Origin of the sequence: Desmonostoc muscorum LEGE 12446 (assembly GCF_015207005.2) — a bacterium.
GTDB lineage: Bacteria > Cyanobacteriota > Cyanobacteriia > Cyanobacteriales > Nostocaceae > Nostoc > Nostoc muscorum.
The window spans coordinates 8,519,707-8,545,068 of the sequence record NZ_JADEXS020000001.1; the positions used below are offsets into that span (position 1 = coordinate 8,519,707).

A 25,362-nucleotide genomic window follows, 5' to 3' on the forward strand; every position below is an offset into this window, starting at 1 on the left:
CTACCTATATTATTTATTTACCAGCCCATTCCTTACCTAAAACATGCATTAATGCTTTTAGTCCCAGGATAAAAGGTGGTTCTGGACGAATATTTTTTGGGTTTCCCTTAATTTTTAACGTAACCCTTTTGAGTTCTTTGTACGTATCCCGCCAAAGTTTTTGATTTGCGTCCACACCTTGGCTTGGCTGATAATCAGGTAAAGGTGTAAGTCCATCAATTTCTAGCTCTTTCAACGCCAGGTTAAATTGATCGAGAAAGTTTCTTAGCTGTAACATTTCTTCAGGAACATGGAATTCTTCAATATTTACCTCTAGCTCTAAGCGTTTTCTCCAACTAATTAGCTGACCGTTAACTTTACAATCTTCCCCAGAAATTATTGGATCTTTAGTTCTTGCAGTCAAGTATTGTAATTTTGTAACCTCTGATACTAAACCACAAGCAACTTCATCTTCTGGTCTTGTACTCAAGCGTGTAATTTTTTCGGTGTTGGGGAAACTAGAACCTCGACTCAGCATCCGACTGAGTAGCCTATTGACCTCAGAATGGCGGTCGAATCGACCTCCAATTGCTAACCAATGTAATAATTGGGAGCCATTTCCACCCATATAAACTGGGGTAATTTCGTTTATAGTGTATTTTTTCTCGTCGAAGAGAACTCTCAAAATTGTACCCACGTAATAGTACAATCCGGCAAATCCCAATGCCGTTAGTCTCAGCAATCCTTGAAAGTCAGATTCTTCCTCAATAAATGCTCTTTTATTCTTCAGCCAATTTTCGCTTTTCCAACGCATAAATATATCTAGCTTGGTATTATGATCTAATCCTTGCCAGTATCCGTATTCATCCTTCAGCATTCGTTCCAAAAATTTGGGATTTAATTCTAAAAATTGTGAAAATAAATCCCTAACTGCTAATTCTATTGAGCATTGATGAATTAAATTATTGTTTTGCCAAATAGAAATATCAGAGATATTTGAAATCCTGTCCCCAATATTAATACAAGTACTATAGACTAATTGATGGTCTTCTCGGTCTGCAAAATATTGGGCAAAAGCTAAACTTTGAGAACGAAAATGAATTAAATCATAAATCTCTGGACAAATATGTTTTATTCCTGTTTTTTCTTGTAAATCCTTAGTTAAATCTTGCCATATATGCAAGTATTTTTCCTTGTCATCTAGAGAAATAGTAGATGGATATGAAAGACACCATTGAATCTGACTAACAGATTTTTTAGCCGCTAGCGCTGTTATATGCAAGACTAGGTGTTGAAGAAATAGTTTAGCCAAAATAAGATTTTCAAAATTTACATTATTCTTTACCCAATCCTCTTCTGGCTTGAAAAGGCTTCTGTTAGGAATATAAAATCGAGCATCTAAAATGGGGCGAGAGTTCTCCAGACTAACTTTTCTCTTTCCTCTCAACGTCAGGATATTAGCTAATGGGAAAGGCTTCTCAACAGGAATCAACCTCTCAGGAATAAAGTATTCAAATAATACAGAGCTGCGAGTATCTTCTTGAACATCTGTAACTTTTAGATGCAGATTTTGCAGGGTTAATGGTTCTACTGTCCCATTTCTATTAATATAAACGTTGCTAAAAGATGTACCAAAATCTACGCCGATTCTCCATGTTTCTGTTAATTGAATTTTCTCTGGTGTTTTGAGTAGAATTAAACCAACAATGTTCCTCGCACTGTCTTGGCAAATAATATATGAAGGAAATTCCTCCAAATGAGCTATTTGATAGGAACCTAAACCATTCTGAAAAATATGCGGTTCTTGAGCGTCGGGTAAACTTACTTGAAAAGTTTGCTCACCATATTCACCGTCATAGTAGAAAACGTAATATTCTTTCCATCCTTCTACCCGGAAATAAGGCCATACTTCTAAGACTGGTACATCAGGTAAGTAATTTTCTTCTTTTAAAAGATAATCCTTGTAAATGCAATATTTATGAGGGTGTTTGGCATTATTTTTAATACCAGAAATGGGCAGATCAATAATTACCCGTACTCCAGGAGCATTGCCAATATTAATAGATTGAAAGTGAACTTTATTGATTAAATCTTCTAGTGTAAAATTTTTAAGGACTATGGGATGAAGAGGAATTAAAGGTGTAACTATTTTACCATTAAAACTAATTTGCGTCCCATTAGGAAATACTGCTTCTGGTAAAGCATTATCGAGATCAATGAAAGTTAATTGTGGCAGAAAAAAGTTTATTGAATCTTGCCATTCGACATTTTCTTGTTCTGTCTGGAGTTTAGAAGGAGAATATAAAGATGGTTGTTGAAGTTCCTGTCGAATTCGTTGCAGCAAATTATCAATTTCTAGCTGTTTATCTAAACCTACATTTGCACGCACTACTTCCAATAACGCACAAAGTGCTGGTTCCCCAGAGGTAATTTCTCCAAATGTTACTAGTTTGTTAACCATTTGGGGAATAAAAACATCCGCAGACGTATCCCACACCAAAAGGTTTAATACTGGTGAATTAGTTCCTAAAGCCAGTTCAAGATACGCTTGACGTTGTTGCTTATCCCGCATAAATGGCGTGAGGATAAGCAATAACTTTTGAATGATTTTTCCACTGACTTGTGCCATTGGCTAACTACTTCGCTAAACGAGTATAAATTTCTGGTACGTTGTTTTTCAGGTCATTCAACAATGCGATCGCACTCGTTCCTGCATTACGTAAATACCTTTGTTGGGTATTTGGTTCTACTAACATACCACCGCTATGGTGAATACCAACCACCTGAAAATCATCATCGAAAACAGGCGACCCCGATGAACCTGGTTCTGTACTAGTAGTATATTGCAATACTTGATTATCGGCGTAAGCAACAAAGTTATTCTGTATAGAGATTTTCTTCAAATGACCGCCAGGATGCTGAATAATTGCTACGCGGTCATCTCGCCGCATTAATTTACTTTTGAAGATTAAGGGTTTGCCGAAGTCGGGTACTTCTTTCAGGGTTACTACTGTATAGTCCAGTTCTTCGTTAGTGTAAAAAGCACCATCCGGTAAAGCCCCAATAATCTGTGTTGGGCATTCTTTACCGTTGATATCCAGTTGATAGTTGAAGCTAAAATTACTTTTTTCTGCTACTTCCTGAGTTTTAATGACGTGATTGTTCGTCATTAGTAAATCAGGTGCAATCATAAACCCTGTACCCGCACCTTTGAGAGTAGCAATACGCACCACAGCTTTTGATGCTTCCAGAGCCAGGTTTAAAATGTAGATATCGCGTAATGTATTTTCCCCAATAATCTTTTCTTTGATATCAGCGGTACTATCCATTCCCTTCCAGTTGCCAATTCCACGGCTAGGACTGACTGGAACATCAAGCGGGTAGTTCTGAAATAATTCTACGATAAAGTCTTTATCTTCATCCCCAGTGTAAGGCTGAATATAGTTGAGGAAGACAGCGAGGGCTTCTTTATCGTAAGCGACTCGTCCAAATTGAGCTAAAAATCGCACCACTTCCACAGAAACACCCATCGGCGCACCATCCAAATCTAACCGCGCCAGGATAATATCTGCTTGGGCTACACCTTGTAATGCACCTGCGACTAAACGACGGCGATCGCGCACATTAGCAAAGTCTGATAAATTCTGTATGATACGGGTAAGGCGTTGGAAGTCAGGTGTAGATAGCTGTACGGTCACGATTACTGTATCCTATAAAACTGATTACTAAACTTTTAGTTTAAAGCAAATGCCTTGTGGTCGAACAACGTTAAAGCTTTGTATTTTAACCTGTTATGGTGTTGTTAATCTACGCCATCTGCATCCACCAAATAAAGTAGAATATGATGAGTAGCGTTCATTTTTAATGTTTGCGCTTTTCGATTTCGGCGATGGGTAGAAACAATGTTTCCTCAATTTCCTGTCTCACATCATCACTCATCGCAATAACTCTATTTAGACAATCTACTAACAAATTATTTGCATTATAATACTGTTTAAATAATTCTTTCTCCTCATTATTTAATTGCCAATCTTGACATATTTGACAATAACTATTCATAGTTATTATCAATTCTTCTATCCAAGCTTTACTGTGTTCATTCCAGAACTGTTGATATTTTATTCTTTCCTGTCCATTTGGTAATTTATTTTTGAGTTTAATTAATGCTTCTTTTAGTTGTGGTTGGAGGTTAAGCGAGTCTTTAAGAAGTTCACCAAGAAACATTTCAAAATCTAAATATGTGGTTGTTATACAAGTTATAGACATACAGAATGAACTGCTTGAGCCAGAAGTGTAGAGCGGTCGGCTAAAATCTGGGCTGCGAGAGTGAAAGACGCAACGGTATAATAAATGATCTACTTGTAAGGAACGAGATATACCAGGATTAAATGAAGGTATGATAAGACACGATAGATGGTCGTCAAATGAGTTTTGTACTTCAATGGATAGATAAAAAGCTCTAATTGCGGCTGATTTACAAATTTTATCGACTAAAGTAGATTTTTGATTTGCCCAGGCAAGAATTTTTTGTAATTTTTCATCAGCAGCAACTATTGCATCAACTTTTTGTTTCATTAACAAAATAAAACTATCTACTTTCGTCTGCATCTCTGCTGATAGTAAAAATACTTCTCGCCACTGTTTATCAGTAATATGACTAACCAATTCTTTCCAGTGAGAACGTTCGACAAACCATTTAGCTGCAAAATATTCCTGAAATGTCAAGTGAGAAAAAGAGTAAATTCGCTGTGCCCGTTCTACTATTAAACCATGCTGTGCTTCTATTGACTCAAGTAGTGTTTGACTATCTTCTAGCGAAATATCAAGATACTCAGCTATGTAACTTTGAATTTCATCTTGTTCAAACAACATATATTGCTCTTGTTCAAATTTACGAACAGCTAAATAAGTTAATAGTTTCCGCTTCTGTTCGATAGATAAATTTTGGTAAACTGAATAACGCTTAATTCTCCTAGAATCATCCCACTTTGACAGTAGGATTTCTAATCCTTGTTCATAAAGTTCAGATTGTTTCGAGTAAAATTTACCTTTGTCATCAAATACTCTACAGGTTAAACTTAGCAAAATGGGGGTAACTACTAATTCTTTAATTTTTTGGGTTTCTGGCAAGTTAAATAGCTCTATTAACTTTGATGATTTTGTTTCGGCTTCCTGTAATCCATTCCGAGAATTAGCAGCAAACCATTTGTGAGCAAATTTTACTATTTGTTCCGAATTAAAATCAGCAACTTCGACATAGTTAAAACGATTGAGTCTGTATTTTTGCGCTTGAACTCGGCAGGTAATAATAAAGTTATTTTGGTCATAGTTATCTAGAAAAAACTCAATCTCATCTACCACTGCATCACTGTTTTCTTCCGGAACTTCGTCAAGTCCATCCAGTAGCAATAAAAACTTACCTGCTGAAAGTAGCGCTGTCACTTCTTGTTGAGAAGCAACTTCCCGCAAGTAGGAACTTATATGAGAATCGAAACTAAAATTACTTACTCTTTTGGCTTGTCTTACAAAATCCCTAAGCCGAATTAAAATTGGTATACGGTCAGCTAGCAAATAGCCCTGATTACATTCAATAACAACGTGCTGCAAAAAGGTAGTTTTCCCCGATCCCGGTTTTCCTAATATCATTAATTTTGTGTATTTCTTTACCGCTTGAAGTCCCGTGACTCGCTCGCGCACTTTGGATAAACCAAAACGATTAAAATCTTCTCTTTGCTCACGACCCCGTAACAACTCATCAATTTCTAAACGAGAGTAGCTACAAGGTTCCTCAAGAATATTGACATCAACATAAAGACGGTCAATTTCTACTGGATGGGCGATATCTAATAATTGTATGGTTCCATGCAAGTTTTGGATTCTATCATATAGACCATTCCTTACTTTTTGCACAAGCCCATCAACATCGTTTGTTGTAGAAGCTGGTAAATTAAGTTGACGAATAAGTTTATCAATACGTTGCTGAATATTTTCATGGACGCTCATTTGCTCCCGCGCATATTCCAAGACCGCGCAAAGTGCTTCTCTACCACCAAAATATGCTAGCTTACTCAACATATGGGGTATAAAAGTTGCTACAGAACCACCGCAACTAATGTGTTGCAACGCAGGTGCATCGTTACCCAGGGCAGCGATTAGGAAAGATTGGCGTTCTTTCTCAGACTCTACAAATGGTCTGAGGATTTCTACAAATTTATTGATAGTGCTGGGGTCTAATTTCACCATCGACTCAACCTTTAATTTATGTCAACTTTGTAGGTGACACGCTTAAGTATACTGTAGAAAATACTGATGGTTTTATGGTTGTGAGCGCGATCGCTTCTGCATCCGTTGCTGGGGTAGTCAGATGCTTGGCTTTACTTGTCGGTGTATCCTTTAAAAAAGGATATTGGTTGATACCAACTATAAGTGCTTCTCTTCTCATAGCTAAGAATTTTAACCGTATAAAGTATTACAAGCAACTTACTTCAATGAATTCTTCCGTTACCAAAACTCTACTAGCTCTGTTACTGGCGCTGAAAAAACTGGAAATTCCTTTGAGCGAAGATGAACAAGCACTTCTGCAAGATGTAGGACAGCAACTAGCTCTCGATCCTGATTACTGGGAGTTTATTGAACCAGAATTAATTACTATAATTCAGGCAAATTCTACTTTACATCAGCTTTTTGAAGCAGAAAAAGTCAAATTAGACGCTTTAGACGGTCGAATCCCTAGAGAATTGTTACCAAGTTTAGCTTACTTAGAGAAAGAACTATTCGGAGAGACAAAAGAAATTATTACCTTTGACGGTCAAACCAAAGGTGAACCCAACAATCAACCAAACCCGGTAATTAGCCTTACCAGTTCCATCCTGCGTCTTTCCAACCAAGACCACACTGTTAAGCAGCTACCTTTTATACAAGAAATCTCTGACTATGTAGAAAACTATCGTTACTTTAATACGGGAGCAATGCGATTTTGTGAGATGACCCCACCTGGAGAGCGATCGCTAATAAACTCTTACGTATATATTTAGTATTTTATACAAAAGTTGCAGCAATATTGCTTAGAAGATACAACCTGCTACCAAAAACAAAGTTTCTGTACATTGTTGCTACTAGAAAAAAAGGTAAAATTTCCTTTCAGGAATAGTTTTGAAATAGGAAGTATCTACCTTTATGAAAAAAAATATATCTGCAAATTTAAATTTTGCCGATTCATTATCAGATTTTCAAAAGGATGTGACTAACCTTTTAGATTTGAAAAATATCGAGGAGTGGTCTGGAAAAATAGTTAAAGAAAGAGAAGAAAAAATTAGACAGGCTGCCTTAGTTTTAGCGGGTCAATGTATCGCCATATTATTGCATAAGCTTTCTCAATCAGAGTCGGCTCATCAAACAGCAATTAATCAAACCAAAGGATGGTGGCATACCGACACACAAAGACACGGTTATACGAAGAGGGAAATATTAACAGTAGGTAATGTTGTAGTAAATCTTAAATTACCATACGTTGTTCAAAAAAGAGAAAAGAAAGCGAAGAATAAATCTACTAATGTTGGATTCTGCCCCTTGCTAAAATGGTTAGGAATGTCAGAAGGCTTGACCCCATTAGTTTGGTCAGATATTACAAAATATGGTGCCATAGCTAGTTCTTTTGAAGCCGCACATACAATCCTGGGTGATTGGGGAATTAATATTAGTCTTAAACGAATTGAACGATTGACATATAAATTTGGTCAAATCAGCATTGATTTACGTCAAACTAAAATATCTAACTTGCAACAAGGTAAATTACCTGGTGGGAATATACTTAAAGACCAGAGAGTTGTGATTGCTGTAGATGGTGGCAGGAGTAGAATTAGGATTAATAAAAAAGGTAGAAAAAATCTCAAAACAAACAAGCACGGCTTTACAGGGGAATGGGTTGAGCCAAAATTATTAACAATTTATGTGGTTGATGAACAGGGTAAAAAAGTTAAAAATGGCGAAATAAACATTGTAAATGATGGCACTTATGAAGACTATAAAGGCTTTTTGCCAATTTTAGAAATGCATCTGATTAGTTTGGGAATTAGTCAAGCAAAACAAGTTTTATTAGTTGCTGACGGTGCTGAATGGATTTGGAAGCATATTCCCCCTCTTTTAAAGAAATTGAAATCTCCCGATGCGACTTATCAATTATTTGATTTTTACCATGTTACTGAACGGCTACAGAAATTTGCTGATGTAGCGTTTAGTGATGATAAGGAGCGGAATAATTGGTTTAAAAAAGCACGGAGAACTTTAAAAAAAAGTAATGCCATGACCATAATTAGGCAGATGGATGAATTTATATCTGAAGCTACGGGAGAGCGTTGTAAAACTATGGTCACACAGAGAAATTACCTTTTACGTGCCTATCGTGAAAGGCGTTTAAATTACGCTAAGATACTAGACCAAAAACTACCAATAGGTAGTGGAGCAATTGAGAGTTTAATTCGTCAAGTTGTCAACTTAAGAATCAAGGGTAACAGTAAATTTTGGTTGAAAGAAAATGCAGAAATTATCTTACATCTGCGTTGTCAATGGATGGCTGGAAGTTGGGATAATTTTTGTGGTTCTATCTTTAATTCTTTTATCAAACCCCAAGCTGCTTGATAAATTTTATACTTTAATCTTGCCTTTAATTTACTTTTTGACATAATTCATACTAAGTATGAAAGGCTGATTGCAGATATTTTTATAAAAAATCGTCAAATGACTTGCTATTAATCTTTTTGAGATATTTCATCAAGATGAATTTTTGTGCAAACCAGTATTTTATTTGCAAATAAAATCACCTTGTACCTAAATATAATTTTTAGCGATGGCTACGCCCGCCGCAGGCATCGCTTGTTTTTGACCAGACCTCACAAAATCGCATTGCTCCCCTTTAATACTTACTTTGTTAACCCTGACGATGCCTGCGAGGGGCTACGCCATCACATAACTGTTCCACTCAGCGAACCCTTAATTCACGGACAGACTTATTTATTGCTTGTAGACATCAGCCCAGAACGAAAAGGAATAGAGAGTGAGCCGACTCCATTTCCAGATCAAGCCTTGGCTCAGGTGTGGAATGACTCGGAATCCTTACCTCTAGATTTAGTGGTGGCTTCTAAAGACTTTAACATTGATGCAACTGTCAAAAAGCTAACCTTACCCCGCAGTGGTGCATCAGACAGTGTACAGTTCACCGTTAAACCTAACTTATTTGAAGGTCGAGGCTACATTCAGGTGGACTTGTTATATCGCGGATATCTGCTCCAGTCAAAGCAACTTGCAGTCCTCATCATCCCCGTAGCCGGGGCAGAAATCCCAGAGTCACTGCGCCCACCTCAAACTGCTACCATTACCTTTACTACCACTGACTTGCTGACTCATGACAAGCTAACACTGCTTCCTGAGCGATTCTTAACTGTAGATGTACAGATTGATACACGGGATAGTAGCACTGATCTGCGCTTTCTGGACAGGACACAGGGCAATCAAGAACTAGTATCTTATAGTACAAATTTACAATCTGGGTTAGGAAATGCGATCGCCAGAGTGCGGCAAAAATTGCACTCAATGGCGGCGACAAAAGAGGGTTATCAGTTTAAAACCCAAGGCGATATGAAGTTGCTGAATACCTGGCTACCTCAGTTAGCCGATGCTGGACGATATTTATATCGCTCATTGCTCCCCGAAAACAAAGGTCGAACGTTAGGTGAAGACAATGGCGAAAAATTACGCGCCGCATTGAAACCCGATAGTGTCATCCAAGTCAACCCCATTAACCAAATTTTAGGATTGGGAAAGTCTACAATTCCTTGGGCGTTGCTATACGAGCGTAAGGTAATGACCAGTAAAGAAGTTCATGTCTGCGAAGAATTTCTCAATCACGACATCGACTGTACTGACTGTCCTTTTAAGGATAATTACAAGGTTGTTTGCCCCCATGCTTTTTGGGGCTACCGCTATGCTATTGAGCAACTTCCAGCTTGGACAAGTGGCGAACTTTCTCAAACGCCTAGCCTTGTATGGCAAATTGCCAATAATCAACCTTTGTATATCAATTTCAACGTCTGGCGGGATTTTAGGTTTTGGAAAAACCACCTGCCTAAAATTGAACAACTTGGTTACGTGAAAATGTTAGTAGCTGAAGAAATCATGGAACTGGAGAATATTTGGGCAACTTACAGTTCTGATTTAGATATTGTGTACTTTTATTGTCACGGCGGTATAGATGAAACTGAACAACTGCCTTACTTGCAACTGAGCGATGACAAAATTTCCAGTAATTTTCTCGAAGCCTGCGAGGTAAACTGGCAGCATCGCCCTTTAGTCTTACTCAACGGCTGCGCTACTGGGGATTATGGGCCGGAGAGTTACATCAGCTTAATTGATGACTTTCGTGCAGCTGGTGCTAGTGGCGTAATTGGTACGGAATGCCCCGTACCAGAATTATTTGCAGAACTCTATGCCATTACCTTGCTCAAGCGAGTATTTCGCGGAGAACCTTTAGGACAAGCTATGCTGACAGTGCGGCGAGAAATGCTTCAGCAAAACCTCAATCCTTTGGGTTTAGTGTATTCATTGTATGCTCCTTATGAGATTGCTTTAGCTCGTGCGCTCGCCCATAATTAACTGCTTGACCTACTCATGAAACGCTGGATTACTGCCGCACTCCTGATTTTGCTCATTTGCCCTGCTCCTGCTGTTGCTCAAACTAATGTCAAAATTGAAGTTGATGCCAAAGACAAGCCGTTAGAAGTTAAAGGTTGGCTTGGGGAAGAGAATGCCTTAATTAGCAACATCCGGTTAACAGCTTCTGGAGGGAATATCACTGCTTGGACATTCCTACCCTCAGATTTGAAGCGAACCGAAGGTGATGAGGTAATTGGTCGTCAGCAGATAGAGTTAATGGGGGAACGCAAGCTAGAAGCGGGTTTACCAAAAGATTTTCAGGTGAAGCTCAATGGTGTAAAGCTACCAGGAACTTATCAAGGACAGATTGAAATACTTTTACCTAGTCAAAAGCGGTCTGAGGCTTTGGTGATTCCTTTAACAGTGAAAGCAAAAGCTAGACCTGCATTAGTACCTGTAAAAGATTCAGAACAAGTTCAGTTGCAATTAGTCCGATGCAGTTGGGATTGTGGTTTAGCTCATCTATTACTTCCCGCCAGCGCTTTCCAAGATCAACGGCTAATTTATTTAGATAACCCCAATCAAGCAACTGTGCTTCTTACCAGTGCTGAAGTAATTTTACAAGGGAAACAAACTAACTATCAAATTACTAAAACCGAGGTAGAATCCCCACTAAGTCCCCAAACTTTAGCTGCTAATAAAATTATTAGTTTACCTTTGAACTGGAAGCGATCGCAAATTCCCCCCGACCAATATACGGGGACAGTCTACTTGACAATGGAAGGTCGAGAGGGGAGACTGTCGATTCCAGTGAATTTAAGTATGCGTACTGGCCCAGCGATGCCAATTTTTGTTTTATTGGTGGGTATCGTTTTAGGCAGATTGTTTAAGTATATGCAAGAGAAGGGGATTCCCCAATCGGATGCTTTGGCGAAAGTCTACGAAGTAGAGAACATGATTGCTCAAGTTGACCAACAAGACCAAGAAATTCTGAGTCCAATGGTCAACAAAGTTAGGAATTCTGTTTCTCAGATGGATTTAGAAACAGTGAACGCAGATTTAGCCAAGATTAAAGAGCGTCTTAACTGCTTAACTAGCCTCCGAAAAATCGAACAGCAGTTAAAAGGTATGGAACAAGACCCTGATGTGGGTGGTGAAAACGGGCTATTAGCCAAGATTAATGAAGCTCGAAAGTGCATTAAATTTGAGAACTATGATAAAGCTAAAGAACTTTTGCAACAGATACAAGAAAGTATTGTTAAACTCAGCAAAGTCATGATGGGAGCAGATCAAAAACCCGATCCTAGTTTGACAGCAGCTGCAAATGAAGCTGCTGTGGCCATAACATCTGCTGAACGTGCTACACAGGTGCAGAAAACTAAATCAGCTAGGTTTGCTTGGTTACGCCAACTTTTGATAGCGATCGCGGGAGTATCTAATGAGTTGCGAGCAGAAACAACATTCTGGATTGTGCGACCACTGTTATCTTTAACGTTGTTACTAGGATTATCGTTAGTAGGGATACGCGCATTGTATGTAGAAAAGGGGATGACCTTTGGTGCTGACCCCTTTTCTAATTATTTGGAATTGATACTTTGGGGATTGAGTGCAGATGTCGCTAGTCGGAGTTTGAGTAATTTACCAGGAGAGGAGAGACAAAGAACAAAGGAGTAAGCTATGTTATGGTTTAATCAAGATTTAAGCAAGTCTTAGAATAAGATTCATCATTTAAATATTGTTGCCATTCTTCTGATGTCAAATTTCGTGGTAGACGGTTACAAGCTTCTTGAATTAAGTCTTCTGCTCTCCAGAGCCAAACTTTTACCGTGCCATCATTACTTGTTGTAGCTAAGTATTTTCCATCTGAGCTAAAAACTACTGTCTTAATATCATTATTAGTCAACCGTGAAATCTCTCGACCACTAGGAACTTCCCATATTCTTGCAGTTTTATCTGCACTTGCTGTTGCTAAATATTTACTATCTGGACTGAATGCGACAGAGTATACATAACCTTCATGTCTCATACAAGTTATTTCTTTACCGTTAGTAAATTTCCATATCCTTGCAGTTTTATCTGCACTTGCTGTTGCAAAATATTGGTGATTTGGACTGAATGTAATGCTGTATAAATTGTTAGTCGGAAAATAAATTTTGAACATAATTTTTAATATGATTAACTTAGGTGTAAAAAGATAAATCAATTTTCTAATCAATACTTTTATGAGCTATTTGTATGATTTTATTTCCATCAACCACATTCCAAATTATGGCAGTACCATCAGACTTTGCTATAGCCAAATATAAATTTTCTCCATCACAGCTTAAATTCACATCATTAACTTTAATTGGTATATCGTTATTTTGTTTAACTATTGTTACTTCTGTTTCTTCATAGGTAATATACTTGGATTCTTCTTGACTTAAAACCTCCCAAACCTGACTAGCATTATTTTGATTTGTCTGCGAGTGAGTCATTTTGTCTTCTATAGACAGTACACGTATTTCCCATTTTCTATTATTAGCAGTTTCTATTGCGATAGCTAAATAGTTACCATCTAGACTAAAAATGAAACTTCGTATAAGCTTGCCTGAGTCTTTACCTTTTATCAATATTAATGGCTCACTTGTACAATCTTTCCACTTTTTGAGGCACAACGTATTATCTTTACTCACAGTAGCTATATATTCTCCATCTGGGCTAAAACAGAATAACTTTACAGGCAAATCGTATGAGAGATGAGATACAAATTCTTTCCCATTGATTATGTTCCATATTTGAACAGTGTTGTTTTCATCTATAATGGCTAAATGTTTACAATCTGGGCTAAAAACAGCACCACACATGATGTCATCATTAATAGATTTTACATTTTTAGTTTTGTAGTCAATAGAAGCAATTTCTGGCATACCATCTAACTTCCATATCTGAGCAGAAGAACCGGCTAGTAAATACCCTCCGTTGTAAACAGGACTGAAAACTATTTTATGAACAAAACTATCATGATTTATCCGCGCAGATTCTTGTCCACTATCAATTTGCCATATATGCGTAATTGTAGATCGGCCTGTTGTTGCTAGATATTTCCCATCAGGGCTGAAAGCAAGAGAGTATAAAATATCTTTATGAGGTATCCGAATTATTTCTTTTGTGCTAATAATATCCCATACACTTACAGTATATTTTTGGTTAGATAAGTCATTAACTGCTGTTGCTAGATAACTTCCATCAGGACTAAAAACAACAATAGAAACTTCCTCTTGTTCTATGCTTTTGAACTCTTGATCACTATCCCACATCACAAAAATAACCTTATTTTTATATGACAATGCTAAACACTCTAAATTAGGGTGTAAAGCAACGGCACTAATCTCACTTTCAGAAATAAGTTTTCTTATTGGAGTTAATTTTCTATTTATTAATTGCCAAAATATTACTTGGCTTTTATGAACTATAGCATTAACTTGAGGTTCAAAGTAAGATAATGGTAAAACTGCTACAATATAATTCCTAGAGGCGCAAAAATCAATATCTATTATTCTTGTTCGTAAAGTTTCACTACTTATTGCCTGACCCGTTAATAATTCCCAAACCCAAATAGTATGATAATCGTATTGATATGCATTATTAATAAAAGATTCATCACTAATAGTAACTAAATAATCGTGACCAATGAAAAAAGATGAAGAAATAGAAAACTTATAATTATGAGAATTAGGCGGAGGTGAAATTTTTTTTCTATGTTTTAGAGATTTAAGAATTATATCACTATTCCAGTGCCATAATTGAACAGTATCTTCTTCTTGATGAATAGCTAAGAGATTGCTATCTAAACTGAATGATATAGCTGTTGCCATATTTTTATATTCATTTTTTAAATTTACTAGAGGACGAGCTAGTAGACTTAATCCTTGTCTTAAAGCCTGATCTGTTTCTACAGAGTGATAGCGTTTCACAGATTCTACAGCTAGTAAAACACTACGTTCTAGTAAACGTGGTTGTTGATTTCGTAGTAGTTCTGATTGTGCTGCTAATTGGCGTGCAAGAGCAATTTTACGCTGTTCTTCTGCTTCTTCATATAACTTTTTCCAACGCTGTTCTTGCTGAATTTGATACTCTTGACTGTTTTGAATAAACTCTTTTGCTAAATTCGATAGAGGCACAGTATCTACCTCATTATGAAGAAATTTCTCAGTTTCAGCTAACCTTAACCCTGTTAATAAATAATCCTGATATTTCTCTTTATCTTGCCACTCCTCTGCCGCAGCCTGAATCTTGCGCTCAGTTCTAATCGCCTCCCGATTATTATCCAGCAACTCCCTCAACCTTGACCAATGGCGAATCAAAGCTTCATGAGACACATCCACTACCGCCACTTTTTCTTCACCTCTGCGTTGTTCGCTAGTGACGATTAACTTCGCTAGTGCCAGCTTTTGAATTACTCGCTCTACCAACCGTTCAGATTTATCCAAAGAAATCAAATCTCTCTGTGGAACTTGCTTGCGTGTGTCTGGTGTACCTTCCCCTAACTGAGTCAAATTAATAAAAATCAAGTCCGTTACCCGTTGTTCTTCAGCCGAAAGTTTCTTGTAAGTTTTTTCTGCCAAATTTTCTAGGGTTTTTCGCACCCCGCCTAGTTGGTGATAACTATCTAGCTTCAACCAATTCAGTTTCTGTCGTTGCCAAAGCTGCTCTAAAGTATATGACAACAAAGGCAACATTCCCGGTTCAGGTTCTTGTGTGGGTTGTCCTACTTCAACTCCCAAGTCTTTGAGAATAGCATTGATTAAATTTTCTTCTACCTTCCGTCCTAGTTTCGCTGCCGGTTCTCGGATTGCTTGCTGCAACTCTTCTAAAGACATGGGAGTTACCATCACCAGATTGGTTTGAATCAAATCAGTTAGCTCATGATATGCAGCACACTTACCCAAGAAATCATCACGCATGGCAAATATTAAGCAGAGTTTATCTCCTGTTTGTTTGAGCGCCCCCAATAAACTAGAAATAAACTGCTGTCGATCGCTGTGGCTCTGACAAACGGTAAAAATCTCTTCAAACTGATCGACAATTAGTAGGGTGCGAGGCGATCGCGCTGCTCTAATTAATCGTGCTAGCCCTGTTGCTCCTTGTGCGATCGCCTCATCTGCCACTTTTAGCTGTTCTGCACGCTGCATATCTGTGGCTGACTCATCCAGAAATGCCGTTGCCAAACTCACCAAAGGTTGCTCTCCTGGGCTAAAAATCCGAATTTTCCATTCCTCTGTCCCTGGTAATCTGCGCTGTTGCTGTAACTGGTAAATCAACCCCGCCCGCAGTAAGGAAGATTTACCACTCCCCGATACGCCCAACACGGCCAAAAAATTTCCTTTACCCACTTGAACGTGCTGAATCAGCTTTTGGGTCAATACTTCCCGCCCATAAAAATAGGTAGCATCTTCAACATCAAAGAAGCGTAACCCTTTGTAAGGACAAACTCCATTTGGGATGTGAATGAGAACGTCTTCTCGTTCACCAGTGAGCATAATTTCCCGGTTGGGGTTATACCAAATTGGCTGCTGGGGAACATCCTTGAGGGTTTGGGCAATATACTCAATTAATTTATCATTGTTGACCAAACCATCTGGCTGTTGTCTGGGATCAAGTCCTTGCCAAAGTGCTTTGGAAAATACCCCATGCTTTCCCTGAATATCTTCCTCAGCAAATTCAAATTCTCTTGATGCAGCAATTAAAAACCGCGTTTGCTCCTGAAGCGATGTCCCCAAATCTGCTTCTACAAAATTGAATAGTTCTCCACTGTAGCAGCAGTCCAGCCAGACGATTTGCTGCTTGACAGGACTTTTTTGCAACAGTTCTCGCAACCATCGCACGGAAATACCCCACAAATTCTTTCGGGGATCAACATCACTGGCAGCCAAAAAACCTTCAGTTACCCCGCCGCGATTTTTGCGTAAACCATGACCGATAAAATATAACAGCGCTGTTTCTGGAATATTTTCGCCTACTGGGTTGAATAACTGGATGATCGCATCTTCCAAAGTTTCATGTTTGACCAAACCATCAGATGTGACTCGACGCTGTTCACCCTGAATCGTTTCTGGCAGCCGCCGCACGCGAAAATCACCATATTCTTCTAAACGTTGCGCGATCGCTTCGGCATCGTTAGCAGGGGTAAAAAGATGTTTCGCTTTGCTTGTTGGAGTATCTTTCAGGAAAGGATACTGATTAATTCCCACTACCAGCGCATCTCGATTCATTAGTTTGAGACTTATTTTTGGTCAATACAATTGTTTTATAGCGAATTTCAAAAACCCTCAACATCTTCTGCTTCCACACCACCGGGGCCTTCCCCAAACAGCCAGTCGCTATCACTGTCGGCATTACCTTCGCCATCCACCTGAAGATTTAAGGAAGGTATCAGCTGTTCAATTTGGCTTTCAAGTCGGGAGATCGCCAACGTTAAAGAAGCAAGTTGTTCCCTATCCTTTTTAATTTCATTTGAAATACCCACCCGCAATTGATTTAACCGCTCCTGGAGTGTATGCACTTCGGTTTTGCTTGCAGAAGGGATGCTCACTTTCTCTGACAGGGCGGCGATTTGAGCTTTCAAAGCTTCAATTTCGGCAGCAGTTGCACTATCTGCATCATCTGGACTCTCTTCAGAGAGTGCTTGTTTAATACAATCCAACACAAACTCCTTAAAAGTGAGGCGCAACTCCTCAGCACGCTGCTTGGCCTGCTTCACCAACTCCCGGTCTTCTTCAGACAGAAGTTTTATATTTATCTGCGGATATTCCACCAGTCCCTCGCGCTTTTGTTGTGGAGAAGTGATTTCTAACCAGTTCTTTAACCATTTGCTTCGAGTTCTAATATTTACTTACTCCCCCTACCTCCCTATCTCCTCCTACTTCCCCAACTTTCCCCACTACCATCATCGCATACGGGATATCCGCGTATATACAATATAGATGATTCTAGATGGGCAATTTGATCGTGTTCTAGAAACAACTATCATAAAGATACCGGGAATTGTGATTCTCGGCATCATAATTATCAGTGGGGGTTGGGGATTTTTATTATGGAAAATTTACCTGTATTAAGCGTGGAATCACTTGCTGTGGAGGTGGTGACTCTACCGCTTGATGAAGCTCGTGTCGCGCTTGTGGATTATTATTTTCCCAACCGCCAGAAAATTAATTCCACACAACAGCTAATTGAGCTATGGGTACATTCTGTCACTATCAAAAGCGACCAAACGCGACGGGCATATCGGCAAATTGGTTATGAGCTTGTCGATTATATGCAGTCGCGGTTTGGGATATCTGATTTGAGGATGGTAACGTTATTCCATCTACACGCAAATCTTGCTTGGCTCAAGGATGAAAAGCCAGTACGAGGAAAGAAAAATACTTATGGAATTAGTAAAAATACTGCGGCTAAATACACGGCAGCGATTAAAAGTTTGTGGGAGTGGGGTACTAGAGCTTCTATTGGTTATTTTGCTATCGACTTGGGCAAGGACTTAAGCATCCAGTGGGACGATAAGCTTGCAGAGCGGATTCTGTCGGAACGCGAGATTGCTAAGTTGGAAAAAGCGGCGATGGCAGTAGACTTACAACACAACACTAATAAGATGCATTGGCTGCTGTTTACTCTCATGTTTTACAGTGGGGTGAGGGCGGGAGAAATTGCGCGGCAAACTTCTGATTATGGTAAGCGCGTAATTACGCCGGGGTTATTTTGGCGGCAGTTTCGGGAGGATGGGGACTGTCTATTGTTAACTGTGACGGGGAAACGAAATAAAACCAGAACTATTAGTCTCGATCCGGAAACTAGTGCAGTGTTACTGGATTATCGTGGGGATGCCAGCAACGATCGGCCGGTGTTTCCTAGTCCCAGTCGGCGGGATAGGGGTAAACCTCTAAGCGATCGCGGGTTGCGACTGATGATGGAAGAAATTTCTACTTGTGCGGGAATTAAGTTCAGCGCCCACTTTCTCCGCCACACTCACGCAACGCTGGCTAAGAAAAATGGAGCTTCTGATTTTGACTTGCAAGCAGATTTGGGCCATGCTTCCCCGGCGACAACTGCAAAGTACATTCACCATGTCGGGCGTGTTGGGACTTCTCACGCACTGCGTAGAAAAAGCAAACACAGGTAAAAAATAAAAAAGCGTAGGGGTACGCCTACGCTTAAGCAAGCTACGCGTAGCGTCTCTGTCCTTTAAAGAATTATTTGTCAATTTTAAGTAATTAATGTCTTGCTGTGTCAGAGGCTAAAAAACACACTCCCTAGAACGCGGGGCGAATATTGGGTTGGTGCAGCAGACTTTGGGCCACGCTAATGTTTCTACTACCAGTAGATACTTGCACGCTAGGCCCAACGATAGCAGTTCTATGTATTTGCCTGTTTAGCTACCTTAATTTACATAAGGCATTTGCAGGGCTTTAATTTGCTCCCAATTTTTTTGAGAGATAAATCTTAAACTTTAGAGTTTTGTCGTCTCTAAAGAACCAATGCCATAATACTTAAAGTCGAATGGATAAGGTTAATGGCCAGTGGTCTTGGTTCAGCACATCGTGGATATCAATACCAGGATCTGGCAACTGCCTATTTTCTTGCCCAGAGTCTAATTTATCAATTTGATGAAGTTACGGTTGACCGAAAGGAGTACGAGGGAGATCGGTTTGACGATTTAGCAATTCGTGCTGACTCCAGGCTTGTTCGGCGGCAGTTTAAGCATAGTGCTGATGCAACGCGCATTTTTGAGATTGAAGACTTAATTACCCAACGCAAAGATTTACGGATAGACGACCTTATTGCTTGCTTTAAAAGTGCAGGTTCGGCTGTAGCAGATGAATATCGGCTTTGTGCTACATGGTCGCGTCCTAGAGATCCAAAGCTAGTGGCTCTGCTTGAGGAGATTCCTGCTGAACCATCTTTTGTTGGACATCCAACAAGGCTGTATCGATTGCGTGGTGATTTAATTTGGCCAGAAGGGGGCAAATTTTCTTGGAAGCCCAAAAGAGCAGCAGAATTTAATTTATCACAACAAGATTTCCTTGATTTTACAGCCCGATTTGTGATTGAACTCGAATGTCCTTCGTTTTCAGGAGATTTAAGTAACCCTGGAACGCTTGAACAGATGTTGCTCCGTCTCTTAGTAAACGATATAGGTGTTGGTCAGTATCCGAATCAGGAAAGAAATGTTGTAGATGTTGCATTCAGTCTCAGTGAAATTGCTTCCCAGGCTCGAGCAGGTGGGCAAACTCTTAAGCCATCAGAAGTAGTAGCCAAGCTTCGGTTAAGGACAGACTATGGGAAAGTGGCTCAACAGTTTCCGCTGGTTAAATCAGAGCTTGTCAATCGAGTCTCCCTGTTAGAAACCCTCCACAATCAGGTTGAGACGCAACCCGTTATTGTTTTTACTGGATCTCCTGGTTCTGGCAAATCGTGGACTCTTACCTGTCTTGCCGAGCAACTAAAGGAGGCTGGACACTTAGTAGCGAAGCATTACTGCTATTTAGAGCCAGGAGATCCAGATGTCCAAAAACGCATTACAACCGATGTACTTTTTGCCAACCTGATCTATGAACTTATAAGTTCCGAGTCTTCTTTAAGGGAAAAGCACCGCCCCATCTACTCAGTTGGCTCACGAGAGCTTGAAAATATATTGGTAAATGCAATTAAGCTAAGTGCAACAGGTCGGATTGTCCTAATTATTGACGGCATTGATCATATTTCGCGTGTCCTCAGCGAATCACCAACACTTGCTCCCAAAGACACAGATATTGTTAAAGAATTGGCGGCACTCAATCTACCTCCAGGTGTATGTTTGGTGATGGGCTCACAACCCGGCAGCCATTTAGACCCATTGGCTGGTGTAGGAAAGAATATCACAATACAAGATTGGAGTTTTGAGGAAACCACTAACCTAGCAAATCGGTTAGGAGTTTTGAACAGGCTAAGTGAGGCTGGTTTTGCTGACATTGAGAAAGAATTTACCACCGTACTTTATGAGCGTTCAGAAGGTAATCCTCTATACGCAACCTTTTTATGCCGGGAACTTTTAGCCAAACTTAATGATAGTAGTGCAGTTGAACCAATTGCATCATTGCGAGAGGCCCCTGTTATTGCTGGAAGCATTTCTTGTTACTATGACTATCTACTGCAAACTGCACAACCTGTAGGAGCTAGCCAGATAGTAGCAGATTTGCTCGGACTTATCGACTACGGACTGACTATAAAAGAACTACAGGAAATTTTTCCTTTACTTGCACATTATATCCCGTCTGCACTTAACCACCTCTCACCAATTCTCAAACAGGTGACATCTCAGGGGGGGGTGAGGATTTACCACGAAAGTTTTCGCCGTTTTATTATTGAACGTCTGCGTTCGCAGGGGATTACATTAGTCAGCATCATTACCCCAGTTATAGATTGGCTGACACAGCGCGGCTTCTACAAAGATTCAAAAGCATATCGTTTTCTACTGCCCTGCTTGCGTCGTGCAGACCGCAAGAAAGATATCCTTGATTTGATAAGTTTCGATTTCGTGTCTCGCAGCGTGGAATTTGGACATCCGCAGTCTGCAATTCAAGCAAACCTAATGCTCGCTACTGACGTAGCAGCAGAGGAACTGGATTGGGTAAGCCTTACCCGTTTGGCAGAGCTTCATCGCTCTAATTACACTTGTTTTGAAGAAAAACTCAGAGATTTTGACTTGTACGAATTGTACGGTCGAACTTTTGGCGAGGTGTTCGGGATGGATGCCTTGGTTGAGCGGTTGCTTTTTGAAGGTCGAGCAACCTTACCAGCCAAACAAGGGCTGATTTTGTGTTCACTGTGTGATGATGCTGGACAAACGCCCCCTTGGAGTGAATACCTAGAGCTAGAGCGAAAAAATGAGGTTGAGGATGACAGCCAAGATTCTAGTTGGGAGCAAGCCGCTATCGCCAGGTTTCATGGTTTGGTTCGACTTTATGGAGTTGAAGCAATGTGCCAGCGACTATCGGACTGGCTTGTAGATGTTAAGGAACCGCCAATTAGCTACTTGAGAGGCGTTCTCAGGCGGTTAGCGCAATTTGGTGGTTCAGATGTACTTAAGCCTTTGTTGAGAGCGTCACATATAACAGATGAAGTAGTATCCGTGGTAAGGGTCGAACTAGCGAGGATTCTTGAGGTGGAGGTTAATGCACAAGCGGCGAGAGAAGTTGCAACACAAGCTGTGCAGAGCCGAGTTTCCATAGATTTGGCTTTTGAATGCCTTAGTATGGGTGCGACACCAAATGAGATAATGAAGTGCTACCCCGAACTTACAAAGACAATTACCGAATTTGATTGCGAACGCAAATATTTTGAAGAAGCACCTATGCGTTCTTGGGTAGCTGCTGTTGGGATTGCGGCTGCTACTGACCCAACACTGCTCTATGAAGTAAGAAAAAAAATAGGTAGAGGCAGTTGGTATAAAAACTGGCTATGTTTTATTGTGTCTCTATCGGAGGCTGAAGTTAAAGCTAAACTAGACTTAGTAGCCGCGCAGTCCGAACTCTTTGAGGCTATTAAGAACTTGTCTAGTGACACACATCCCTTTAAGGGCGAGCCTCGAGCTATTGACCTGTATTCAATCAGGGAAATTATTCATCAATCTATTGCTCGCGCTCTCCACTTGTTACAGGGAACACAGCAATGGGAGAAAGTATTAAATTATCTTTTCAAGATTTCAAGCGAAACAAATGGTTATGAAAAATCTTCTATAGGTCCAATTGCTCCAGAAGTCTTGATTAAACTACTGCTGCCTTACGCATCAAATCAGTCAGTACATGAATCTACTCTTAAAATTATTGAGCTTTTAGTGCAACAGGCAGAGAAAATAGGTCGATTTTATGAGGTACATGCATCTTATGAGATGTACCTTATTCAAGCACTAGTTGCAGGGATAAAAGTAGATGCTGCTAGGACTAAATGGCAGTCTGTTGCCACTTACTTATGTGCATATGGTTTTCGTAAAGACAGCACCATTTCTGAATTGTTATGGAGCCTACCAGCACTTGGGGAAGTAGATTTGCAACGTACTCGCACTGCTTTTAAAGTAGTACAACCCCTTGTAGATACCGTTGTGGAACATACTGAAAGGGTTGAGTATGCACATGGTGCTTGGTATGCAGCTTTGTGCAAAGTTGATCCAGTTGCTGGATTAGTTTTACTAGCCCGTTCGCTAGTCTTATACGGTGGCGTCATTGACTGGCGGCTTGAGAGTGCTTTGGAAGATGTAGTTGATAATACACAGCTTATAGGGAATCCATTAATTCTTGTTTTCTTAGAGGCAACTTGCCCAATTGACGGGCAGGATACATTGGCTAAGAGACGACTGGCTGTGATTGAGCGACTCCTCAAAATCAATCCGGAAATCGGTCAACACCATTTTCGTTTGCTAGCAGCGCAAATACAGGGGGACTCTAGAAAGTTCAACCCCGCAGTCTGGGAGCAGCTGCAAGACTTTTCAGCTATTTATAACATTCCTCTACCACCAGGGCGATGCATAATTGGAGATGAAGAGAATAAATCTGAACGTACATACCGAGAAAAGCAAACAAGACTTTCCTCGATTTTTGTTGAGCCGCCAATTTTTCCCTTTGAGGCTTCACCTTTAGATTTGATGAAGGGATTACGGTTTGTTTGTAACCAATCTTCATTGGAAAAGAGAGATTACAGCAAATTTATCAATGCTTTTGGTTATCGACTTGTTGAATTGCTGGATAAAGGTGCAGAAGACGAAGCTATCCACCTTTTACATTACTTCTGTCGCGAACATCATTTTTATGAAGATGCCGTATTAATTGCAGATGTAGCAGAAGGTTTAGAAAGACACGGTTATAAACAAATCGCTTCAATTACATTTATTTTTGCATACTGCTATTCTCGGGACGGTGGTGGCTGGCTTCAGTTAGGAGGCTCTAAACATCTTCCTTGGCTTATGCATGCTATCACCTTATCTCAGGATATAGCCTTGCATTATTTAGCAAATGAAGTTGCTCACTTTCTTGAGAAGACATATGTTAGCGGTATTACACGTCACTTAATCCAATTTTTTGCAGCACAAAGGATGACAAATGTAGCTTTCCAATGTTGGGAGGCTGCGTTTGAAGTTATTCAGCACAGGCTACCCAGTCATAAGGCAGTGAGTGGACCGTTTATTCCCTATGTGCCAGAGGAGACACCCTTATGGTCAATAGATGAGGGTCTTGTGTCAGTACTGCTGGCTCGTGTGACCCATCCGGAGCTAGAGCGAAAAGTAACAGCCCTATCAGGTTTGGCTGCTTTGTTTTCGTATCTTCCCACGTCAACCATTGCACCATTGCGGGAATCTCTGCGTTTAGATACGCCCATTACTTCAGTCATAACAATACTTCAGCTACTTAGTAATTCAGAATGCCCTCCCTACCCAATCTCAGTTGCGCTTCAAAATGAACTCTTAGAGCTATCTCGATGTGACATTTTTGGTATACGCATATTAGCGCAGGCTCTCCTTGAACGAATTGGCCTTACTCTAAGAAACACCCAATTAACGGCAGTAAATCCAGTAAAATCGACACTGACTTCACGCCAAGAAAATGCAATTTTATCGCTTGATTGGGGAGAAAGGGTTGATACCGTTTCAGAAATTTGGCCTTCATTTTCACATCAGGTTGCGTTACATTTCAATCAGCTTTGGGAAAGAACAGAAAGTTATAAGATGCGGGCGCAATCTCGTCACGAGGCGGCACAAAGTCGTGTAAGAAATAATATGCCATCAACCCCATTACTTTTCTGGGAAAAAGAAATTTTTGAATGTGTTTTTCATGAAGTCCTCAATGGAATTGAGTCCCAACTTTGGGCTGAGGGAGAATGGACACCTAGCTCTGCCATTGTAATTCAACAACGAGTTACGCCACGCCTGAAGTTACAAATAGCACGTTGGCATAGTCGCGTTATACGTCCATTATTACCTTTACCTAGTCTTCAGCAATCAGGCCTTTCTCCCGCCATTGCCATCTCAAATGAAGATGAATATAACGGTTGGTATCGCTGTGGATATTACGAGCGCCAGTTATTGTTTGAGGAAAAAGTCCTTGGTGATTTAAGCAATGAAGTAACTATATTTGCAGGTGTCATGTTTGAGAGGGAACAGAATTTTTTTGAACAAAATATGTTACCTTTTGGATACGGAAATGAAGAAGCGTGGTGGGACTGGCAAAACGATTATATATTACTTCAACCACAAGGTTTTCATGGGCCACTTGTTGGCTTGAAATGGGTGCAGGATTTTTTGGGGTATCGCCCTGTCATGATGCTGCCACCTCAGTTAGCTAGGCGTTGTAGTTTACATCTCGTTAATAAATGGCCTAGCCGCTTGGAACTTGTAGATAGCCAGGGGGTTTGCGCTGTAAGTTTTCGCTGGTGGAATGTACGACCTGTGGGTGATGGACTGAACGAGGAGATTCCTATATTACAAGGTTGTGACCTAATTGTACGTCCAGATATCTTTGAACAGATACGACAACTATCTAAATGGTCGCCTATTGAAGTGAGACAAGTACAACGGAGTTTGGGAAATGAGTGACATTAATTGTTTAAAACTGAAATTTGAGGAGCTAGAGCATAACTCTAATTGCACAAAACCCAAAAAACGAGTGGCTTGACAGTAATTATTTAAAACTGACAAATAATTCTTTGATGGACAGTCTCACTCCAGAAGGC

13 protein-coding genes and 2 pseudogenes are annotated in these 25,362 nt (G+C 40.0%); 7 read left to right on the plus strand and 8 right to left on the minus strand.

Annotated features, from left to right (window positions below):
- Window positions 1–13: 13 nt before the first annotated feature.
- The 4 genes from IQ276_RS34975 to IQ276_RS34990 form a co-directional block, all read right to left on the minus strand.
- The gene (locus IQ276_RS34975; protein ID WP_193916670.1) at window positions 14–2,608 is read right to left on the minus strand and encodes a hypothetical protein; all 2,595 of its coding nucleotides are present in this window, start codon (window positions 2,606–2,608) and stop codon (window positions 14–16) included.
- A 7-nt stretch (window positions 2,609–2,615) separates the two neighbouring features.
- Complete coding sequence (locus IQ276_RS40830; protein ID WP_193916671.1) at window positions 2,616–3,677, minus strand: trypsin-like peptidase domain-containing protein; 1,062 nt, start codon at window positions 3,675–3,677, stop codon at window positions 2,616–2,618.
- A 163-nt stretch (window positions 3,678–3,840) separates the two neighbouring features.
- Window positions 3,841–6,222: an NACHT domain-containing protein gene (locus tag IQ276_RS34985; protein WP_228043031.1), complete on the minus strand. Its 2,382-nt coding sequence runs from the start codon at window positions 6,220–6,222 to the stop codon at window positions 3,841–3,843.
- Window positions 6,223–6,238: 16 nt separating this feature from the next.
- On the minus strand, window positions 6,239–6,421 hold the full coding sequence (locus IQ276_RS34990; protein WP_193916675.1) for a hypothetical protein: 183 nt from the start codon (window positions 6,419–6,421) through the stop codon (window positions 6,239–6,241).
- Between the two features lie 46 nt (window positions 6,422–6,467).
- Here IQ276_RS34990 and IQ276_RS34995 point away from each other — a divergent pair, with 46 nt between their 5' ends.
- From IQ276_RS34995 to IQ276_RS35010, 4 genes are all read left to right on the plus strand, one after another.
- Window positions 6,468–7,013 carry a hypothetical protein gene (locus IQ276_RS34995; RefSeq protein ID WP_193916677.1) on the plus strand — a complete coding sequence of 182 codons (546 nt, stop codon included), beginning with the start codon at window positions 6,468–6,470 and terminating at the stop codon, window positions 7,011–7,013.
- 142 nt (window positions 7,014–7,155) lie between these two features.
- Entirely contained in the window at window positions 7,156–8,616 is a 1,461-nt protein-coding gene (locus tag IQ276_RS35000) for an ISLre2 family transposase (protein WP_193925627.1), read from the plus strand.
- Between the two features lie 147 nt (window positions 8,617–8,763).
- On the plus strand, window positions 8,764–10,626 hold the full coding sequence (locus tag IQ276_RS35005) for a CHAT domain-containing protein (RefSeq protein ID WP_235116250.1): 1,863 nt from the start codon (window positions 8,764–8,766) through the stop codon (window positions 10,624–10,626).
- A gap of 15 nt (window positions 10,627–10,641) precedes the next feature.
- Complete coding sequence (locus IQ276_RS35010; RefSeq protein WP_193914257.1) at window positions 10,642–12,300, plus strand: hypothetical protein; 1,659 nt, start codon at window positions 10,642–10,644, stop codon at window positions 12,298–12,300.
- A gap of 13 nt (window positions 12,301–12,313) precedes the next feature.
- Here the strand turns inward: IQ276_RS35010 and IQ276_RS35015 are convergent, their stop codons facing one another.
- From IQ276_RS35015 to IQ276_RS35025, 4 genes and pseudogenes are all read right to left on the minus strand, one after another.
- On the minus strand, window positions 12,314–12,652 hold the full coding sequence (locus tag IQ276_RS35015) for a WD40 repeat domain-containing protein (protein ID WP_228042843.1): 339 nt from the start codon (window positions 12,650–12,652) through the stop codon (window positions 12,314–12,316).
- Between the two features lie 42 nt (window positions 12,653–12,694).
- Window positions 12,695–12,787 (minus strand): annotated as a pseudogene (locus IQ276_RS41145) (WD40 repeat domain-containing protein); the annotation flags it as partial.
- Between the two features lie 46 nt (window positions 12,788–12,833).
- A complete protein-coding gene (locus IQ276_RS35020; RefSeq protein WP_193914253.1) occupies window positions 12,834–16,880 on the minus strand; it encodes an nSTAND1 domain-containing NTPase in 4,047 nt (1,348 codons plus the stop codon).
- A 47-nt stretch (window positions 16,881–16,927) separates the two neighbouring features.
- Window positions 16,928–17,422 carry a hypothetical protein gene (locus tag IQ276_RS35025; protein ID WP_193914251.1) on the minus strand — a complete coding sequence of 165 codons (495 nt, stop codon included), beginning with the start codon at window positions 17,420–17,422 and terminating at the stop codon, window positions 16,928–16,930.
- A gap of 279 nt (window positions 17,423–17,701) precedes the next feature.
- On the opposite strand from IQ276_RS35025, the gene IQ276_RS35030 reads away from it, so the two are divergent.
- From IQ276_RS35030 to IQ276_RS35040, 3 genes and pseudogenes are all read left to right on the plus strand, one after another.
- The gene (locus tag IQ276_RS35030) at window positions 17,702–18,784 is read left to right on the plus strand and encodes a tyrosine-type recombinase/integrase (RefSeq protein WP_193914249.1); all 1,083 of its coding nucleotides are present in this window, start codon (window positions 17,702–17,704) and stop codon (window positions 18,782–18,784) included.
- Between the two features lie 133 nt (window positions 18,785–18,917).
- Window positions 18,918–19,037 (plus strand): annotated as a pseudogene (locus tag IQ276_RS35035) (tyrosine-type recombinase/integrase); the annotation flags it as partial.
- Between the two features lie 137 nt (window positions 19,038–19,174).
- The gene (locus IQ276_RS35040; protein WP_193914247.1) at window positions 19,175–25,225 is read left to right on the plus strand and encodes a P-loop domain-containing protein; all 6,051 of its coding nucleotides are present in this window, start codon (window positions 19,175–19,177) and stop codon (window positions 25,223–25,225) included.
- Window positions 25,226–25,362: the final 137 nt, after the last annotated feature.

What these genes read in the sequence shown, in the direction of transcription:
- IQ276_RS34975 (WP_193916670.1), bottom strand. Translation starts at nt 2,608, where the DNA reads ATGGCACAAGTCAGTGGAAAAATCATTCAAAAGTTATTGCTTATCCTC.
- IQ276_RS34985 (WP_228043031.1), bottom strand. Translation starts at nt 6,222, where the DNA reads ATGGTGAAATTAGACCCCAGCACTATCAATAAATTTGTAGAAATCCTC.
- IQ276_RS34990 (WP_193916675.1), bottom strand. Translation starts at nt 6,421, where the DNA reads ATGAGAAGAGAAGCACTTATAGTTGGTATCAACCAATATCCTTTTTTA.
- IQ276_RS34995 (WP_193916677.1), top strand. Translation starts at nt 6,468, where the DNA reads ATGAATTCTTCCGTTACCAAAACTCTACTAGCTCTGTTACTGGCGCTG.
- IQ276_RS35000 (WP_193925627.1), top strand. Translation starts at nt 7,156, where the DNA reads ATGAAAAAAAATATATCTGCAAATTTAAATTTTGCCGATTCATTATCA.
- IQ276_RS35010 (WP_193914257.1), top strand. Translation starts at nt 10,642, where the DNA reads ATGAAACGCTGGATTACTGCCGCACTCCTGATTTTGCTCATTTGCCCT.
- IQ276_RS35015 (WP_228042843.1), bottom strand. Translation starts at nt 12,652, where the DNA reads ATGAGACATGAAGGTTATGTATACTCTGTCGCATTCAGTCCAGATAGT.
- IQ276_RS35020 (WP_193914253.1), bottom strand. Translation starts at nt 16,880, where the DNA reads ATGAATCGAGATGCGCTGGTAGTGGGAATTAATCAGTATCCTTTCCTG.
- IQ276_RS35030 (WP_193914249.1), top strand. Translation starts at nt 17,702, where the DNA reads ATGGAAAATTTACCTGTATTAAGCGTGGAATCACTTGCTGTGGAGGTG.
- IQ276_RS35040 (WP_193914247.1), top strand. Translation starts at nt 19,175, where the DNA reads ATGGCCAGTGGTCTTGGTTCAGCACATCGTGGATATCAATACCAGGAT.